The sequence below is a fragment of the Nocardia sp. NPDC051750 genome (genome assembly GCF_044453135.1).
Classification (GTDB): domain Bacteria; phylum Actinomycetota; class Actinomycetes; order Mycobacteriales; family Mycobacteriaceae; genus Nocardia.
Genome location: NZ_JBITCK010000001.1, coordinates 943,191 through 959,429 on the forward strand (window position 1 = coordinate 943,191; position 16,239 = coordinate 959,429).

The 16,239-nt window shown below is 66.3% G+C and carries 12 protein-coding genes; all 12 read left to right on the forward strand.

Translation table 11 applies throughout. The annotated features are described in order from the left end of the window. The first annotated feature begins 319 nt into the window (after positions 1 to 319). The 12 genes from ACIA75_RS04060 (at position 320) to ACIA75_RS04115 (ending at position 16,121) form a co-directional block, all read left to right on the forward strand. Positions 320 to 1,912 (forward strand): SpoIID/LytB domain-containing protein, encoded by a 1,593-nt coding sequence (locus ACIA75_RS04060; protein ID WP_397099677.1) that lies wholly within the window; start codon positions 320 to 322, stop codon positions 1,910 to 1,912. An 85-nt stretch (positions 1,913 to 1,997) separates the two neighbouring features. Then, positions 1,998 to 2,309, forward strand: coding sequence for a hypothetical protein (locus tag ACIA75_RS04065; protein WP_397099679.1), 312 nt, complete (start codon positions 1,998 to 2,000; stop codon positions 2,307 to 2,309). 137 nt (positions 2,310 to 2,446) lie between these two features. Further along, on the forward strand, positions 2,447 to 3,055 hold the full coding sequence (locus tag ACIA75_RS04070) for a hypothetical protein (RefSeq protein WP_397099681.1): 609 nt from the start codon (positions 2,447 to 2,449) through the stop codon (positions 3,053 to 3,055). A gap of 161 nt (positions 3,056 to 3,216) precedes the next feature. Beyond that, positions 3,217 to 4,446, forward strand: a complete 1,230-nt coding sequence (gene glf / locus ACIA75_RS04075) for a UDP-galactopyranose mutase (protein ID WP_397099683.1) — start codon at positions 3,217 to 3,219, stop codon at positions 4,444 to 4,446. Continuing rightward, positions 4,443 to 6,377 carry a glycosyltransferase gene (locus ACIA75_RS04080; protein ID WP_397099685.1) on the forward strand — a complete coding sequence of 645 codons (1,935 nt, stop codon included), beginning with the start codon at positions 4,443 to 4,445 and terminating at the stop codon, positions 6,375 to 6,377. Before glf ends, ACIA75_RS04080 begins: the two co-directional genes overlap by 4 nt. A 5-nt stretch (positions 6,378 to 6,382) precedes the next feature. Beyond that, positions 6,383 to 6,949 carry a phosphatase PAP2 family protein gene (locus tag ACIA75_RS04085; RefSeq protein WP_397099687.1) on the forward strand — a complete coding sequence of 189 codons (567 nt, stop codon included), beginning with the start codon at positions 6,383 to 6,385 and terminating at the stop codon, positions 6,947 to 6,949. Position 6,950: 1 nt separating this feature from the next. After that, positions 6,951 to 7,877 carry a decaprenyl-phosphate phosphoribosyltransferase gene (locus tag ACIA75_RS04090; RefSeq protein ID WP_397099689.1) on the forward strand — a complete coding sequence of 309 codons (927 nt, stop codon included), beginning with the start codon at positions 6,951 to 6,953 and terminating at the stop codon, positions 7,875 to 7,877. After that, the gene (zomB, locus tag ACIA75_RS04095) at positions 7,855 to 9,831 is read left to right on the forward strand and encodes a flagellar motor control protein ZomB (RefSeq protein WP_397099691.1); all 1,977 of its coding nucleotides are present in this window, start codon (positions 7,855 to 7,857) and stop codon (positions 9,829 to 9,831) included. Before ACIA75_RS04090 ends, zomB begins: the two co-directional genes overlap by 23 nt. 175 nt (positions 9,832 to 10,006) lie before the next feature. Then, positions 10,007 to 11,095, forward strand: a complete 1,089-nt coding sequence (locus tag ACIA75_RS04100) for an alpha/beta hydrolase (RefSeq protein ID WP_397099693.1) — start codon at positions 10,007 to 10,009, stop codon at positions 11,093 to 11,095. Positions 11,096 to 11,571: 476 nt separating this feature from the next. Then, entirely contained in the window at positions 11,572 to 12,624 is a 1,053-nt protein-coding gene (locus ACIA75_RS04105; RefSeq protein WP_397099695.1) for an alpha/beta hydrolase, read from the forward strand. A gap of 476 nt (positions 12,625 to 13,100) precedes the next feature. Next, complete coding sequence (locus tag ACIA75_RS04110) at positions 13,101 to 14,087, forward strand: alpha/beta hydrolase (protein WP_397099697.1); 987 nt, start codon at positions 13,101 to 13,103, stop codon at positions 14,085 to 14,087. 174 nt (positions 14,088 to 14,261) lie between these two features. Beyond that, positions 14,262 to 16,121, forward strand: a complete 1,860-nt coding sequence (locus ACIA75_RS04115) for an alpha/beta hydrolase-fold protein (protein ID WP_397099699.1) — start codon at positions 14,262 to 14,264, stop codon at positions 16,119 to 16,121. Positions 16,122 to 16,239: the final 118 nt, after the last annotated feature.

Sequence of the window (16,239 nt, forward strand, 5' to 3'; positions counted from 1 at the left end):
TCACAAATCTAAACCTGAGGTTGAGGCTTACCTGGTCGCTCGAATGTAGCTCCCGGATCGTGGCCGGTCGAAACGACATGCCGACGTCGTGTCGAGGCAAACGTCCGGGCAAAACGATGGGAGTGCGTGTATGCCATACCGAAAGAACATAACTCGCCCGAAAGTGCCGCTGCGACTGGCGAATCCGCTGGTTGTGGGCCGATTGCCGCAATCGATGCGAGGTCGGCGGATTCGGCCGGGGCCGTTTTTCGTCTGTGGCGCGACGGCACTGCTGATCGGCGGAGCCTTACTGGCGCCCTCGGCCGGGGACGTGTACCGGATGATTGCCGAGTCCGGTCCGGGTCACGGCCGGGGGCTGAGCCAGCACGGCGCCCTGCAGAACGCCCGCGGCGGCCAGAATGTCGAGCAGATCCTCGGCCACTATTACCCGGGGGCGGAGATCGGCACCATCGGACCTGCTTCGGTGTCGGTCCGGCTGCAGGGTTACGACGGCGCCGAACCGGTCATCTTCTCGGACGCGGGTGCCCGCGTCGCGGGCCGCGAGCTGAGCCCGGGCGAGGCCGCCCGCTTGATACCGCTGCCCGACGGTGGTGCGCATGTCGTGGTCACCGACGGATGTGACGGCGCGGTGCTCTGGGAAACCTCGGTCGGTGACCCGTGGGTCTATCCGATCGACCCGAATCCCAACCGTCCGGCGAACGAGCACCTGACTCTGTGCGGCGGCGGTGCGTACCGCGGATCGCTGGGCGTGGCCGCCGAGAACGGCGAACCGCGCACGGTCAACCGGGTGGACGTCCAGGACTATCTGCTCGGCGTGGTACCGGCGGAGATGCCCGCCGATTGGGCCCCCGCAGCGCTGGAGGCGCAGGCCATCGCGGCGCGCTCCTACGCCCTGGCCGAGGCCCGCTGGCCGTACGCACAGACCTGCGACACCACCGATTGCCAGGTCTACAGCGGAACCGCGCAGGAAGACACGCGCACCACCGCCGCCGTGGACTCCACCGTGGGCCGGGTGCTGTTGCGCGACGGGCGGATTCTGCGGGCAGAGTATTCGGCCGCACCGGACGGCGGCAGCCCCGCCGACATCCAGACTTTCGAGGTGGGCCCGACGCCCGCAGAATTGACGGTCGCCACGCCGATGCCGGCCCCGCCGGTGAACCCGGATACCGCGACCTCGCTGCCGCACGGATCCTCGCCCGGCTTGCCCGCGGATTCCGTACCACCCGTCCCGGCTTCCCCGGAAGGCAACAAATCCGGTTCGGCACCGGTGCCGCGGACCCCGGAAGGCAGCCTGCCGGTGTCGCCGAACGGTACGACGCCGGGTATGCCCGGCGTGGCCCCGGGCGCGACTCCCTCGCCGATCGATACCGCCTACGCGGAAATGGGTGGTGCGCGCAGTGCGGTCGGCCTGCCCGTCACACCGGAGATGCCGCTGCCCGACGACGCCGGCAGCTACCGGCTGTTCGAGAACGGCGTCATCGTCTACACCCCGGACCTGGGCGCGCAGGTGGTGGACTTCACCACGCTGATGCAATTGGTCCCGGATCTCGACGACCCCACGTCGGGCAGTGCCGAACCGGGAACCGACTCCGGAACCACCGAACCTGGCGCGACCGGACCCAACGGCACCGAATCGGGACCGGCTGAATCCGGCGGCCCGGCCTCGGGAGCGACCGAACCCGGCCGCTCGGGGACGGATGCGGGCGATTCCGGTGACCCCGGCGTAGCACCAGGCCGCGTGCCGGCCGGGCGGGCCGGGACCGCGGACGCGCCGCAATCCCGGCCCGACAGTTCGGTGCCGCAATCCCGGCCCGGTGGCCCATTGGTGGAGGGTGATCGGCCGGCGGCGGTGCCGGGCGCGCCGAAGATCCCGATGGATCTGGAGGTGACCGATCTGGCCGACGGTTCGTAGCGCGGCCCGCGACCACTCGACCTTGACGTTGCGTCAACTTGCACGCTGGTGGTACCGACGCGATACGGAAGGGGGGTGGTCGTGGGTGCGGGGCCGGGCCGCGGAATGGGACGCCGCGGCCGCGCTGCGCGCGCAACTGGACCTGCTGCGCGGCGAACAGGACCGGATCCGCCGCCGGATCGAGTCGGTATACATCACATCGGGCAGGTTGGAACGAGGTGAACGACTCGTGGCGGCAGAAGTTTTCGAGGAATTCGACCGTCCGCAATACTTCGCGGGTCCCGGTGAAATGTATGTCGCCGACGGATGTTTCGAGATCGACGACCGGCACGGGGCGGGGACGATGGCGCTGGTTCGCGATGCGATGAAGGTATACGCCGGCAAGAACATCCACTGACCGATCGGGACCGCGCAGAGGCTCGCACGCGAAAAATAGTCTGGCCCTTGTGTTTCACCATGCGGTGGGATATACCCTCGGCGAACCCCGCTGTGACGCGGTAGAGTTCCCGAAAATCTTGTCGAGGGGGAGGTCCCATGAGTTACCCGTATGGTCAGCCGCCGCATCAGCCGGGATACCCGGCCCCGGCCCCGGCCTACGCCACACCCAATCCATACGGATATCGGCCCGCGCCCAGCGGGGGCACCGGTATCACGGCGGGCATCCTCGCCCTACTCGGCGCGTTGTCCAGTGTGGGCATGGCGATCTCCATGTTCATTCTGGCCGCTGCCACCTCCGAGAGCTCGCTGACCAGCGGGGCGGTCCTGGCCACCGGTGCACGGCGCCGCAGCAGTTCCTCCTCCAGCAGCAGTAGCAGCAGCAGTGGGACCGATGTGGACATCGACTTCGAAGGTGTCGGTATCGTCTGGGGTATCGCCTACATCATCGTGGCCCTCGCGCTGCTGATCGGCGGCATCATGCTGCTGCGGCGCAGCAGCGCCGGACGGACCACGGTCATCGTCGCCTGTGTCGCCTTCATCGTCGTCTCGATCTTCGGGCTCGGGCTCCTCGGCGGCATTGTCGGTGGTTTCTTCGCCATCCTGACCCTGGTCCTGGCCGCGCTCGGTTCCACCAAGCAGTGGATCGATGCGGCCCGGATGCCCGCGATGGCCGGCGGCTACGGCCCCGCCCCGTACGGCTACTGACGCGGTCGATAATCGCACCCGTTCGCCGGGGCCGGTCACGTACCGGCCCCGGCGAACGTTTTTTCGACTACCCCCTGGGTGCCGACCGCCCCACCTGGTGTTACCGCTCACCCGCTGATCCCGACTGGCGCCTGGAAACGCTTCCGATACGCTGGGCTCCCGTGACCGCCGCATCGTCTCCGGGTAACTCAGATAACAACGCACAGTTCGACCTGATCGTCGTCGGCTCCGGGTTCTTCGGGCTGACCGTCGCCGAGCGCAGCGCGAACCTACTCGGCAAAAGAGTCCTCGTGCTGGACCGCCGTCCGCATATCGGTGGTAACGCCTATTCGGAGCCGGAACCGGAAACCGGGATCGAAATCCACAAATATGGTGCACATCTGTTCCACACTTCGAACAAACGAGTCTGGGACTATGTCACTCAGTTCACCGAGTTCACCGGCTACCAACACCGCGTTTTCGCCCTGCACAAAGGTCAGGCCTACCAGTTCCCGATGGGCCTGGGCCTGGTCTCCCAATTCTTCGGCCGGTATTTCACCCCGGAGGAAGCGCGTGCGCTGATCGCCGAGCAGGCCTCGGAGATCGAGACCAAGGACGCACAGAACCTCGAGGAAAAGGCCATCTCGCTGATCGGCCGCCCGCTCTATGAGGCTTTCTTCCGCAATTACACCGCCAAGCAGTGGCAGACCGATCCCAAGGAACTGCCCGCCGGCAATATCACCCGCCTCCCGGTTCGCTACACCTTCGACAACCGCTACTTCAACGACACCTACGAGGGCCTGCCCAAGGAGGGGTACACGAAGTGGCTGGAGAACATGGCGGCCAGTGAGCTGATCGAGGTCCGGGTGGACACCGACTGGTTCGACGTCCGCGACGAGTTGCGCGCACAGAACCCGGACGCCCCGGTCGTCTACACCGGCCCGCTGGACCGCTACTTCGATTACACCGAGGGTGAGCTGGGCTGGCGAACCATCGACTTCGAGACCGAGGTCCTGCCCACCGGCGACTTCCAGGGCACCTCGGTGATGAACTACAACGACGCGGATCCGCCCTACACCCGGATCATCGAACCGCGGCATTTCCACCCGGAACGGGACTACCCGACGGACAAGACGGTCATCATGCGCGAGTACTCGCGTTTCGCCAAGACCGGTGACGAACCGTACTATCCGATCAACACCCCGGATGACCGAGCCAAACTGACCGCCTACCGCGAGCTGGCCAAGCAGGAGACCGCCACGGCGAAGGTCCTGTTCGGCGGCCGCCTCGGTACCTATCAGTACCTGGATATGCATATGGCCATCGCGAGTGCACTGAACATGTTCGACAATGTGCTGCGGCCGCACCTGGAAACGGGTGCACCGCTGGCCGAGGAGAACAACGACGTATGACCTCCGCATCACTGGCGCGCAGCGCGTCCGCCACCCGTGCGAAATCGCTCCTGCAGCGGGTTATCCTGCCCCGCCCGGGGGAGCCGCTGGATGTGCGCACCCTGTACTTGGAAGAGTCGGCGACCAACGCGCGGCGCGCGCACGCCACCACCCGGACCTCGCTCTCGGTGGGCGCGGAGTCCGAGGTGTCGTTCTGCACCTACTTCAATGCGCTGCCGGCCAGCTACTGGCGGCGCTGGAGCATGCTCGATTCGGTGGTGTTGCGGCTGGAACTGGCCGGGCACGGGCGGGTCGACCTGTACCGGTCCAAGGCCGACGGGTCCCGGATCCATGTCCAGGGTGGCGAGTTCGCGGTCGCGCCCGGCACCGAAACCGTGTCCGTCGAGCTGGAGACCGATCTCGGGCCGTTCGAGGACGGCGGCTGGCTCTGGTTCGATATCACCACCGATACCGCGGTGACGCTGGTCTCCGGCGGCTGGTACGCGCCGATCGAGGCGCCGGGTGACGGCCGGATCGCCGTCGGCATGCCGACCTTCAACCGCCCGACCGACGCCGTGAAGACCCTGAACGCGCTCGGCGCCGATCCGCTCGTGCTGGCGCAGATCGACGCGGTGATCATTCCGGACCAGGGCACCCGCAAGGTCGTCGACGAACCCGGTTTCGACGAGGCCGCGGCCGTGCTCGGTGACCGGCTCGCCATTCACAACCAGCCCAACCTCGGCGGTTCCGGCGGCTACAGCCGGGTCATGTACGAGGCGCTCAAAACCACCAGCGCCGAATACATCGTCTACATGGACGACGATATCGAGATCGAACCCGATTCGATCCTGCGCGCGCTGGCCTTCGCCCGGTTCGCCAAATCACCGGTGCTGGTGGGTGGCCAGATGCTCAACCTGCAGGAACGGTCACACCTGCATGTGATGGGCGAGGTGGTCGATCGCAATGTCTTCATGTGGTCGGCGGCGCCGAATGTCGACTACGACCACGATTTCGCCAAGTACCCCCTGCGCGACCGGGACAATTCGAAACTGCTACACCGGCGGATCGACGGCGATTTCAACGGCTGGTGGACGTGTGTGATTCCGCGGCAGGTCGCCGAGCAGCTCGGTCAGCCGCTACCGCTGTTCCTGAAATGGGACGACGTCGAATACGGGCTGCGGGCCCGGGAGGCCGGCTATCCCACGGTCACCCTGCCGGGCGCCGCCGTCTGGCATATGGCGTGGAGCGATAAAGACGACGCCATCGACTGGCAGGCGTACTTCCATCTGCGCAACCGCCTGGTTGTGGCCTCGTTGCACCAGCCGGGTAACGGCCGCGCGATGATCGCGCACACCGTCAAGGCCACTCTCAAACATCTGCTCTGTCTGGAATATTCGACGGTCGCCATCCAGAATCTCGCGATCCGCGATTTCCTGGCAGGGCCGCAGCGCCTGTTCGAGCTGCTGCCCAGCGCCCTGGGCGCGGTACACGAACTGCGCAAGCAGTATCCGGACGCGGTGATCTTGCCGTCGTCGACCGAACTGCCGCTGGCCAGCGGGATCGGTGTCGGTGCGGTGGCCGAACCCGCCAATCCGATCGCCAAGATCGTGCGGCTGGGCAAGGGCCTGCTGAACAATCTGCGCCCGGCCCACCCGGAGCATCACGAACGCCCGCAGCTGAATGTTCCGACGCTGGACGCGCGCTGGTTCCTGCTCTCCCAGGTCGACGGTGTCACCGTGACCACCGCCGACGGGCGTGGTGTGGTGTACCGCAAACGTGATCCGCGGCAGGCCTACGGGCTGTTGCGGGAGGCGCTGCGGTTGCGCAAGGAGCTCGCCGACCGGATGCCGGAGATGCGGCAGCGCTACCGGGCCGCGCACGCGGAACTCACCGGCACCGCCGCCTGGGAGAAGGTTTTCGGTATCGACGGTGACGCGGAGGCGCAGCGGTGAACGCGATGAATCCGAGCCTGCAGGACTCGAGCGCCGTGCGTACGCCACCCGAGGTGAAGATCCTGGAGGCGGTCCAGGGCGCCATCGCGACTCCGCCGGTGATCTCCGCCGCGCGCGGTATGTCCCATTTCGGGGAGCATGCGCTCGGCTGGGTCGCGATCGCCGCGGCGGGGGCGCTCGCCGATAAGCCACGCCGGCGGCAGTGGGCCGGTGTCGCGGTCGGCGCCGTGGGGGCCCACGCCGCCTCCATCGTGATCAAGCGCATTGTTCGCCGGCCGCGACCGAACGCACCATCGGTGCAGGTCAACGTGAGTACGCCGAGCAAGTTGAGCTTTCCGTCCTCGCACGCGACCTCGACAACAGCGGCGGCGGTGCTGCTCGGAAAATTGACCGGGCTACCCTTGCCAGCGGTGCTCGTACCGCCGATGTTGCTGTCCAGGGTCGTGCTAGGGGTCCATTACCCCTCCGATGTGCTCGCCGGTTCCGCTCTCGGTGCCGCGTCCGCCGCCGTCCTGCTGGCCGCCGAAAAGAGACTCGACAGTGACCGTACAAGACGAAAAGGCGCTGCCTGATATGAGTGAAGAGCCCACCGGCGCCGATCTGGCCGAAGCCGAGGTCAAGGGCCCTCCGAAGACGCTGGCCGGCGGCCTGGTCAAGGCGGTCCGGCCGCGGCAGTGGGTCAAGAACGTCCTGGTGCTGGCGGCTCCGCTGGCGGCGGGATCGGTCACCGATCTGGACGTGCTCGGCAATGTCGCGATCGCGTTCGTGGTCTTCTGCATGGCGGCCTCGGGTATCTACCTGACCAACGACGCGATGGACGTCGAGGCCGATCGGGCACATCCGACCAAGCGGTTCCGGCCGATCGCGGCCGGCGTGGTTCCGGTGAACCTGGCCTTCGGGTTGTCAGCGCTCCTGCTGCTGGGGTCGGTCGGGCTCTCCTTCCTGGCGAACTGGCAGCTGGCCGTCACCATCGGTGTGTACGTCGGTGTCCAGCTGGCCTACTGCTTCGGGCTCAAACACCAGGCGGTCCTGGATATCTGCATCGTGTCCTCGGGCTTCCTGCTCCGCGCGATCGCCGGCGGTGTGGCCTCCGGTATCCCGCTGTCGCAGTGGTTCCTGCTGATCATGGCGTTCGGATCGCTGTTCATGGCGGCCGGCAAACGGTATGCCGAGCTACAGCTGGCACTGTCCACCGGTGCGAAAATTCGCAAATCGCTGGAGTACTACACCCCGACCTATCTACGATTCGCGTGGAGCCTGGCCGCCACGGCGGTCGTGGTCTTCTACGGATTGTGGGCCTTCGAACAGGGTGCCGCCAAGGACACCGAATGGTTCGCTCTCTCGATGATCCCGTTCACCATCGCGATCCTGCGGTACGCCGTGGATGTCGACGGTGGTGAGGCCGGGGAACCGGAAGAGATCGCTCTCGGAGACCGCGTCCTGCAGTTGCTTGCCATCGCCTGGATCGGAGCGGTAGGTGTCGCTGTCTATCTCTTCTGACGAGATTGCGGTAGCCGAAAAAGAAAAGCCCGACGAGCGGGCTGCCACCGAGCAGCCGCGCTCGTCGGCGCGTGCCGCCCGAACACCGCGTCTGGTGTTCGCCGGCGGAATCGTGGTGACCCTCGCGCTGTTCGCCTACGGCGGCTGGCAGCGGCGCTGGATCGCCGACGACGGTCTCATCGTCCTGCGCACCGTGCGTAACCTGCTGGCCGGCAACGGCCCGGTGTTCAACGTGGGCGAACGGGTGGAGACCAACACCAGCACGGCGTGGACCTACATCGTGTGGTTCTTCAGTTGGCTGACGCAGGCCCGGCTCGAGTACGTGGTCCTGGGGGTCGCGCTGACCCTGTCGCTGCTCGCCGTGCTGTTCGCCATGCTCGGCACCGGCAAGCTGTGGGGCCCGGCATCGTCGGTGCTCCTGCTACCGGCCGGCGCGCTCGCCTATATCGCCGTGCCCCCGGCCCGCGACTATGTGACCTCCGGGCTGGAGAACTGCCTGGTCATCTGCTGGCTGGCGCTGCTGTGGTTGCTGCTGATCCGCTGGAGCAAGGCGGAGCGGCCGGGCGTGCCCGGGCTGCTCGGGCTGGCTTTCCTCGCCGGGCTGGCACCGCTGATCCGGCCCGAGATGACGGTGGTCGGCGGCCTGGCCCTGCTGCTGATCTTCTTCGCCCCGATGCCCGCCTCCCGCCTGCGCCCGTGGTTGCTGCGCGGGATCGTCATCGCGGTGGCCGGGGCCGTACCGCTGGGCTACCAGATCTGGCGAATGGGCTACTACGGGCTGCCGTACCCGAACACCGCGGTCGCTAAGGACGCGGGCGGGGCCAAATGGGGGCAGGGTTTCACCTATCTCTGGGACCTGGCCGGGCCCTACTACCTCTACGTACCGCTCGTCGTCCTGCTGATCGCGGGCCTGGTGGCGGCGCGGGTGCGCAGCGTCACACCGGTTGTCGTGGACCCGGCCGCGGAACAGAACCCGGAACGCGAACGGCCCGGCCGGATCCGGCGGTTGCGCGAATGGCTGCGCACCCCCGCCGCGGTGGTCACGCTGGTGCTGAGCGCCGCGGTGATCCTCACCGTGTACGCGTTGCGGGTCGGCGGCGATTTCATGCACGGCCGGATGTTGCTGCCGCAGTTGTTCCTGTTCCTGCTGCCGGTCGCGGTGATTCCGCTGCGCCTGCCGGAGGGCGGCGTCCGTGCCCTGACGCGCCGGGAGGCACCGGCCTTCGGGATTCTGGTGGTCGCACTGGCCGGCACGATCGCGTGGGCCTTGCTGGCCTCGGGTACCACCGCGATCAAGACCGGAACCACGATCAACAAATCCGGGATCGTGGACGAACGTATCTACTACGTGCTCAACACCGGCCACGATCACCCGATTCTGGCCGAGGACTACCTCGACTACGCGCGGATGCGGCCCATGGTGGAGGGCATCGAGAACACGCCGGACGGCGGGCTGCTGCTGAATTCGCCCTCGTTCATGTTCTGGTACATCGCCCCGCCGCCGATTCCGATCCCGCCGGGCGGCGCGGGACATACGGTCTACTTCCTCAACTTGGGGATGACCAGTATGAATGTCCCGCTGGATGTCCGCGTCATCGATCCGATGGGCTTGGCCTTCCCGCTGGCCGCGCATACCGAACGGCTCACCGACGGACGTATCGGCCACGACAAGAGCCTCTACCCGGACTGGGTGATCGTGGAAACCGGCATGGTGGACCGTAAACCGTGGCTGCCCTGGTACATGGACGAGGATTGGGTGAAACAGGCCCATGTCGCCATGTCCTGCCCGCAGACCCACGCCCTGATGCTGTCCTACAAGGGGCCGTTGACGTTCGAGCGTTTCAAGCACAACCTGTTGCACGCGTTCGATTTCGCCTCGTACCGAATCGATCGTGTCCCGGAGTATGAGATACAACGCTGCGGTCTGATCGACCCGGTGCCGCCTGTGCGCTGAGCTGCCTGTTCGCTGATAGCCTTTCGGCACCGAGACGGAAGGTTCGCACTCCTGGCAGGCGTGTGATACCCCGTCACGCTATGGTGCTGGCGTCTGGTGGTCCCCGCTCGCTAGGGAGCCGGGGACCGGTGTCGGACTTCGCGATCGGCGGATCGCACGACGGAGGGTGGGAGCAATGCGAGGCGTTATCGGCCGCGGCCGGCGGACCGGCAGCCCGGCGCGGCTGGGTGACCGGCTGAAACGAGCGGCCCTGCTGTCCCTGGCGATTCTGCTACCGGTGGGCGGTTCGGTCGCCGGACCCGATGCCCCGGCATCCGCGCGGTACGACCCCGGTTTCGGGTTCGACTTCTGGGTCGATTCGCAGATGGGCCCGATCAAATCCCGGGTCTTCCGCGCCGCGGACGGGAATACCGGCCGGGTTGTCTACGCCCTGGACGGTATGCGCGCCCGGGACGACCTCAGCGGCTGGGAAATCGACACCGATGTCGCGCGTGAGCTGACCAAATGGAATATCAACGTGGTCATGCCGGTCGGCGGCCGTTCCAGTTTCTACGCAGATTGGAACGCGCCGAGCAACTTCTTCGGCCTGGGCAGTTCCGGTAGTGCCGGCGACCAAACCGGCTCGGCAGCGGATTCGGGTTCGGGGCTGGCTTCGGGCTCGGCGGCCGGCCTGGGACGGTCGAACACCTACAAGTGGGAAACCTTCCTGACGCGCGACCTGCGCTGGGCGCTGCGCGACCGGCTCGGCTTCAATCCCAACGGAAACGGCGTATTCGGGTTGTCCATGGGCGGTAGCGCGGCGCTCTCGCTGGCCGCCTACCATCCCGATCAGTTCCGTTACGCGGCTTCCTATTCCGGATACCTGAACGTATCGGCCCCCGGTATGCGTGAGGCCCTGCGGGTGGCCATGCTGGACGCCGGCGGTTTCAATATCGACGCGATGGCGCCGCCGTGGAGCCCGCAGTGGCTGCGGATGGACCCGTTCGTGTTCGCGCCGCTGCTCCGCGCCCACAACACCCGGTTGTGGATCTCGGCCGGGAGTGGGTTGCCCGGGGCGGCCGACGGGCTGGACATGCACACCGTGAACGCCATGGGGCTGGAAGCGCTGGCGCTGGCCAACAGCCGGGCTTTCCAAGCCCGCATGATGACGCTGGGCGCATCCAATATCACCTACGACTTCCCGGCCGTCGGCGTGCACAACTGGCACTACTGGACCGACGAGGTGTACCGGATGATTCCGGACCTGTCGGCGAATATCGGCTGAGCGAGTCAGGCCCGGAGGCAGTAGCGCAGCGTCACCACGCAGGGCCCTCGCTCAGCCGCGTTAGATACAGCCTGAGCGAGTCAGGCCCGGAGGCGGTAGTGCGATACCTTCGCCCGCGCTTCGGCCTCCGCCTCAGGATGTCGGCCCTTCGTCGGGCCTCGCTCAGCCGCGATGGATACCGCCTGAACGAAGTCAGGCCTGGGACCGGACTCGCCCGGCCACATTGCGCAACCGTTGCCGGAGTCGCCCGCGCGGGTATCCGGAAACGGAAACGCATACCCGCCACGAAGATGCATGTGACCTGCGACACTATCTGGCAACATGAACCTGCATCTGGTCGATTGATACACCAGGAACATGTATCCAGATAACGACTTCCGAGTTCTCGCGGTAGTCATGGTCTATGTATCCGAGATGGGGCCGGTAGCGTAGCTCGTGATTTGCTGTCCGGCTGTCCAGGCGAAAGGTCTAGTCGAATGCGAAGTGCGCGAAGGCTCAGATCGGCACGACCCCGGCGGTGGGTCGGACGTTGGGCGCTGGGGATCACGGTGGCACTGCTGGCCCCACTCGCGGTGGCGCTGTCCGATGCGACCGGCCCGGTCCAGGCGGCGCCCAACCCACGGGGATTCGATTTCGTGGTGAACTCCCCGGAGATGGGTCCGATCAGGTCGAGGATCTTCCGGGCCAAGGACGGTAATACCAATCGCGTGGTCTACGCCCTGGACGGGATGCGCGCCCCGGAAACGCACAGCGGCTGGGAGTTCGACACCAATGTCGCCGATGCGCTCACCGACTGGAATATCAACGTCGTAATGCCGGTCGGCGGTATGTCCAGCTTCTACGCCGACTGGAATGCGCCGAGTTCGTTCTTCGGGGCCCCGCCGACCGGTTCCTCGTCCGGATCGGGCGCGCTCAACGTGATTTCCGAGGGGCCGGGTAAAAGCTATCGCTACGCCTGGGAGACGTTCGTAACCCAGCATCTGCGCTGGGCATTGCGTGACCGGCTCGGATTCAACCCGTATCGCAACGGTGTATTCGGATTGTCGATGGGTGGCAGCGGTGCTCTCACCATGGCCGCCTACCACCCCGACCAGTTCAGTTTCGCCGGTTCGTACTCCGGCTACCTGAACATCTCCGCACCGGGTATGCGCGAGGCGATCCGGATGGCCATGATCGACGCCGGCGGCTACAACGTGGATTCGATGGCACCGCCGTGGGGTCCGCAATGGCTGCGGATGGACCCCTTCGTCTTTGCGCCACTACTGCGCGATCACAACACCCGGCTCTGGATATCCGCTGGTAGCGGGCTTCCTGATATCCCGGTCGACGGGTTCAACGGCAACACGATCAACGGGATGGCGTTGGAGACCCTGGCCCTGGCCAATACCCGGTCGTTCCAGCTGCGGATGATGTCGCTCGGTGCGAACAATGTCACCTACTCGTTCCCGGGCACCGGTATCCACTCCTGGACGTACTGGCAAGCCGAGGTGTACCGGATGATTCCGGATTTGTCCGCGAATATCGGATAACCGGCGGTCGCGGGGTCGCGTCAGGGACCTCCGCGACCACCGCATTGTGCCCGCTCCCCGGGTTGCCGCGGGGGCGGGCACACTGCTGTCGATAGGAATTCGTCCGTGGTTGGTATTCCGTTACACAACCCCCGGTCGAGGCCCGATTTCCATAACGGACGAATATCCCGGCCCGCCGAGACATCAACGCCCCGGCAAGGTATCGTCACGGGACGATCACAGCGTTCTCACGGCGGATTTCGACCATCCGATCACCACGGCCTTGCTTGGGCCGGATGAGGTCGAATAAGGTCCAGCGAGCACATCTGTGACCAGATCGTTGTAGCGCTGTCGGCCAGAGGTTGGTCGGGACCGGTCGCCGGCGCCGCCGAGGAATAACGGGGTGTTGTCCACGCAGCGGTGGCGGACAACACCACAACAGCAGAAAGAGAGCAGAATTCATGCGTTTCGGCAGGGCAGCCGGCCCGAAGAGAAGTATGGGGCGGTCACGGGCACCTCGCGGTTGGCGTAACCGGATTCTGGCTATCGGTGCGGCAGCATTCGCGCTACCGGTCGCTGCGGGTATCGCGGCTCCGACCACCGCGCTGGCCGCACCCGCGTCACCGGTGCATCGCGCCGGCCTGGAGGAACTCATGGTTCCCTCCAGCATGGGCCCGATCAAGGTTCAGGTGCAGTGGGCGGCGCGTGGCGGTAACGCCGGGCTCTACCTGCTCGACGGCCTGCGTGCTCGCGAGGACCGCAATGCCTGGTCGTTCGAGACAAACGCGCTCGAGCAGTTCGCGAACGACAACATCACGCTGATCATGCCGGTCGGCGGACAGTCCAGCTTCTACGCCAACTGGTACTCGCCCAGCAACACCAACGGCCAGAAGTTCACCTACAAGTGGGAGACCTTCCTCACCCAGGAACTGCCCGCCTTCCTCGAAGGCCACGGCGTATCGCGCACCAACAACGCGATCGCGGGCCTGTCCATGGGTGGCAGCGCTGCGCTGACCCTGGCCGCCTACCACCGCGATCAGTTCAGGTCCGCCGCCGCCTACTCCGGCTACCTGAACATCTCGGCGCCGGGTATGCGGGAAGCCATCCGGATCGCCATGCTGGACGCGGGCCGCTTCAACGTCGACTCGATGGCCGCCCCGTGGAGCCCGCAGTGGCTGCGGATGGATCCGTTCGTGTTCGCGCCGCAGCTGCGCGGCCTGCCGATGTACATCTCGGCCGCCAGCGGCCTGCCGGGCCCGTACGATAAGCCGGCCGGTGCGGTCGGGCTGTTCAATACCGGTAACGCCATGGCGCTGGAAGCCCTGTCGCTGGTGAACACCCGGGCCTTCCAGGCGCGGCTGCGTTCGCTGGGAATCGACGCCCACTTCGACTTCCCGAACGTGGGCACGCACTCCTGGAAGTACTGGGAGAGCCAGCTCTTCGCTTCCCGCAAGATGTTCCTGGATTCCACCAACGGCTGGTGATCGAAAGACACGCTGATCGGTTGCCGCTGAACCGATAGCACCCCGCAACGGCGCCACGTGCTTCGTATCGAAGAAGGTGGCGCCGTTTGCATTCCCGGGTGGCCAGGGCGAACAACTGATTTGCTGCCCGCGCGTCTACCGGGTATCCGCGCCTCGCGGCGGTACAAACAGTGTGTGGCAGGGAAGAATCGCGCACGAGGGGGGACAACCGGCCGGTCCGGTCGACGTACCCGGCGCGGCCTCGCCGTTCTGGCGGCCGCACTGGTGCTGCCCTTCGCCGCCGCTCAGGTCCCGGCGCCCGCCCAGCCCACCGCGGCCGCGGCGCCGGCGACGATCCGTAATGTCGTCTGGCATTCCGACCGTCATGTCGAGGTCTGGGTGAACTCGCCCGCCATGGGCGCCCCGATCCAGGTGCGGCTACTGCTGGCCCGGGACTGGAACACCCAGCCGAACGCGAAGTTCCCGGTGCTGTACATGCTCGACGGCCTGCGCGCCACCGACGACGACAGTGGCTGGATCAAGGAAACCGGCGCGGTCGACTTCTTCGCCGACAAGAATGTCACCACGGTGCTGCCGGTCGGCGGGCAGGCCAGCTTCTATTCGGACTGGTTGCAACCCAACAACGGCAAGAACTACAAGTGGGAAACCTTCCTCACCAAGGAACTTCCGCCGCTGCTGGAAAGCCAATGGCGGGCCACCTCGACCCGCGGTATCGCCGGACTGTCGATGGGCGGAACCGCCGCGATGTTCCTGGCCGCCCGCAACCCCGATTTCGCGAAGTTCGCCGCCTCCTATTCCGGATTCCTCACCACCACCAGCACCGGTATGCCCCAGGCGATCCAGCTCGCGATGGCCGACGCCGGCGGATTCGACGCCGAGGCGATGTGGGGGCCGCCGGGCAGCCCGCAGTGGGAGGAGCACGACCCGCTGTACTTGGCCGACCGCCTGAAAGGTAAATCCCTCTATATTTCCAGCGGGACCGGCGCCTCCGGCAAACACGACGAAGGTTCCGAGATCCCCGGAGTGAGCACGAATATGTTCGGGACAGGTCTGGAGACACTGTCGCTGATCACCTCGCAGAATTTCATCGGAAAACTCCATGAACTGCACATTCCCGCGACCGTCAATTATCGATCCGCGGGAACCCACACCTGGCCGTACTGGGATTTCGAAATGCGCCAGTCCTGGGCGCAAGCGGCGAGCGCGCTCGGCGTCCCCGCCGCGAAACCGGCATGCGTATCCGGCGGTGCCATCGACGTGGTCGTCGCGGGCAACGGCTGGCTCGGGGACTGCCTCACCGGTGAATACCGGGTACCCGGCGGGCTCGCTCAGGATTTCCGGCACGGGCGTGTTTTCTACACCCCCGAAGGCGGCGCGCACCCGGTGGCGGGCCGCATCGGCGGCGGCTACCAGGCGGCCGCCGGCCCGCAGGGAGGTCTCGGATTGCCGGTCGGCGGTGAAGCACCCCTGCCGGACGGCCGCGGTCGCTTCCAGCCGTTCCAGCAGGGCGCGCTGTACTGGACTCCGGAAACCGGCGCGCAAATGGTGCGCGGTGCCATCCTGGCGGAATGGGGTCGTCAGGGGTTCGAGGGCGGGCCGGCGAAGTACCCGGTGGGTCCAGAGGTGAAGACACCGAACCGCGACGGCGCGGTGCAATCGTTCGAAGGTGGCCCGTTCTATTTCAGTCCCGCCACCGGAGCACACCGCGTCGAAGGCCTCATCCTGGGCAAATACGCCGAACTGGGCTTCGAGAACAGCTGGCTCGGATTCCCGGCCGCCCCGGAATTCCCGCTGAAGGATCTCGGCCGGTACAGCAGATTCGAGGGCGGCAATATCTATTGGAGCCCCTTGTCGGGTGCCTGGGCGGTGCGCAACGGCCCGATCATGGACGTGTGGCGCGACGCGGGTTTCGAGAACGGCCGGCTGGGTTTCCCGATCAGTGACGAATTCGCCATCCCGGGCGGATCACAACAGAACTTCCAGCACGGATTCATCACTGTCCGGGACAACCGTGCGGAACTGCACGGTCTGTGACAGACACCGGGTGAGCAAGGCGAAAGACACCGGCGATCGGCACGAGGACCGATGCTGCCGGGTCCCGCGATGACCGCGAGTCGCGAGGGCTGAAAGCAGGGTCCGAGGGGGGCGAAAC

Coding starts and splice junctions, on each gene's coding strand:
- ACIA75_RS04110 (WP_397099697.1), top strand. CDS start 13,101: ATGGGGCGGTCACGGGCACCTCGCGGTTGGCGTAACCGGATTCTGGCT.
- ACIA75_RS04070 (WP_397099681.1), top strand. CDS start 2,447: ATGAGTTACCCGTATGGTCAGCCGCCGCATCAGCCGGGATACCCGGCC.
- ACIA75_RS04090 (WP_397099689.1), top strand. CDS start 6,951: ATGAGTGAAGAGCCCACCGGCGCCGATCTGGCCGAAGCCGAGGTCAAG.
- ACIA75_RS04080 (WP_397099685.1), top strand. CDS start 4,443: ATGACCTCCGCATCACTGGCGCGCAGCGCGTCCGCCACCCGTGCGAAA.
- ACIA75_RS04085 (WP_397099687.1), top strand. CDS start 6,383: ATGAATCCGAGCCTGCAGGACTCGAGCGCCGTGCGTACGCCACCCGAG.
- ACIA75_RS04060 (WP_397099677.1), top strand. CDS start 320: ATGATTGCCGAGTCCGGTCCGGGTCACGGCCGGGGGCTGAGCCAGCAC.
- ACIA75_RS04105 (WP_397099695.1), top strand. CDS start 11,572: ATGCGAAGTGCGCGAAGGCTCAGATCGGCACGACCCCGGCGGTGGGTC.
- ACIA75_RS04100 (WP_397099693.1), top strand. CDS start 10,007: ATGCGAGGCGTTATCGGCCGCGGCCGGCGGACCGGCAGCCCGGCGCGG.